This window comes from Endozoicomonas numazuensis, from assembly GCF_000722635.1.
Classification (GTDB): Bacteria; Pseudomonadota; Gammaproteobacteria; order Pseudomonadales; family Endozoicomonadaceae; genus Endozoicomonas_A; species Endozoicomonas_A numazuensis.
Genome location: NZ_JOKH01000003.1, coordinates 115,790 through 117,076, shown reverse-complemented (window position 1 = coordinate 117,076; position 1,287 = coordinate 115,790). Strand labels below are relative to the sequence as shown.

At 45.2% G+C, this 1,287-nt stretch carries 3 protein-coding genes; 1 reads left to right on the top strand and 2 read right to left on the bottom strand.

Going from position 1 to position 1,287, the window contains the following annotated elements; translation table 11 throughout:
- The coding region (locus tag GZ78_RS30300; RefSeq protein WP_236631551.1) for a hypothetical protein at positions 1 to 186 on the top strand (186 nt) is incomplete at its 5' end.
- 18 nt (positions 187 to 204) lie between these two features.
- Here GZ78_RS30300 and GZ78_RS13330 read toward each other — a convergent pair.
- Positions 205 to 630: a helix-turn-helix domain-containing protein gene (locus GZ78_RS13330; protein ID WP_034836947.1), complete on the bottom strand. Its 426-nt coding sequence runs from the start codon at positions 628 to 630 to the stop codon at positions 205 to 207.
- Positions 627 to 941, bottom strand: coding sequence for a type II toxin-antitoxin system HigB family toxin (locus GZ78_RS13325; RefSeq protein ID WP_034838211.1), 315 nt, complete (start codon positions 939 to 941; stop codon positions 627 to 629). The genes GZ78_RS13330 and GZ78_RS13325 overlap by 4 nt, the downstream gene beginning before the upstream one ends.
- Positions 942 to 1,287: the final 346 nt, after the last annotated feature.

The window sequence follows — 1,287 nt, the reverse complement described above, 5'->3', positions numbered from 1 at the left end:
TCAGACTTGAATACACGAATGCCGCCCGGTAATGACGTGACTCAGCGTGATGATACGAAGCCAGCCTTTGGCGACAATCTTTTCGACCACGTTTTCACTGGGGGACGAATGGATCAAGCTTCACCATTCTTAATGAAACGCCCTGTGCGGACCCGCATGCAGGGTGTTGTGGGGGCTGGAGGTTAGAAACCTCCGGCTACCCGATTATGTTCCGTTGAAGAACACGGATGGTGAGATTTTAAAACGCTGGGAAAGAGCCTGGATATGATCTCTAGTAAGATTTCTAGAACCATTCAGAATCATAGATACAAGGCTCTTACTTCCTAACTCATTTTTCAAGTCATCAGCCTTTAACTGATACTGATCCATTATTGTTCTAAGAATTGCCACTCCATCATCAAGTCTTTCAATTCTTTCGTTGAAATCAGAAAACTGTTCAGATTCATCTTCCCATTTCTCGATTGAAGCAGAAAGCACCTCAATTAGTGGGAGATATTTGTCATAATCCTCTATGAGTTCATCCATTAACTCCAGAGCTTGTTCGTATTCAGCTTCATTATGAATACGCCCGACAAAACGAGCTTCAGAGAAGAAGTCTACAGCTTTTTGCTTTAGATTTGAGAACCTCATGAGCCTGCCTCCTTTGCGTACTTTTTGCATAATTTGCCGTATTCAGCGTGAGTAACAATATGCTTCACATACATGCGGCTATCTCTGAACTCAATGAAAGCAATGAGTCGCAGGTTATTGCCACCAATATCAATCACCCACCATTTATCTTTGTACTTGAAGTTATCCAAGCTGGGAAAGAGTGATTTCAGCTCGTTTGGGCTATGAAAATCACTATTTCTCAATGACTTATATGCAGCATCAATAGCGGCTGCATCATTTGGGTACTTCTTTGCAGCTTCGTTAAACGGCTTTCTTGAGATAACGTGCATAACAGCCTCTACATTCACTTATTGTGAACTTTAGCACGTTCAAGACAGGTTTACAAATTGTGAATCAAGGGTTGGAGTTAGGGGCATAACGCCGCATTCAGCCGCGCGCCGAAGGCGCGTCGGCTGGAATGCTTTGTGTACGCCCGGCATGGGCATGAACTTATGGGGTGAAAGTCCCCTGTAGGAAGATCACCGTTGAAAACCCTGTTGTGATTAAACGCTAACTCCTAGCGAACGGCAAGGGCCAGCCCGTGAGGTCTGGTCTGGAGGAAGCCGCTAGCAAAGCTGCGAGCTGATGAACAAGAACATCCTATGAGGCGTAGGCTGGAGGCGAGTTGGCACAAGA

Coding starts and splice junctions, on each gene's coding strand:
- GZ78_RS13325 (WP_034838211.1), bottom strand. CDS start 941: ATGCACGTTATCTCAAGAAAGCCGTTTAACGAAGCTGCAAAGAAGTAC.
- GZ78_RS13330 (WP_034836947.1), bottom strand. CDS start 630: ATGAGGTTCTCAAATCTAAAGCAAAAAGCTGTAGACTTCTTCTCTGAA.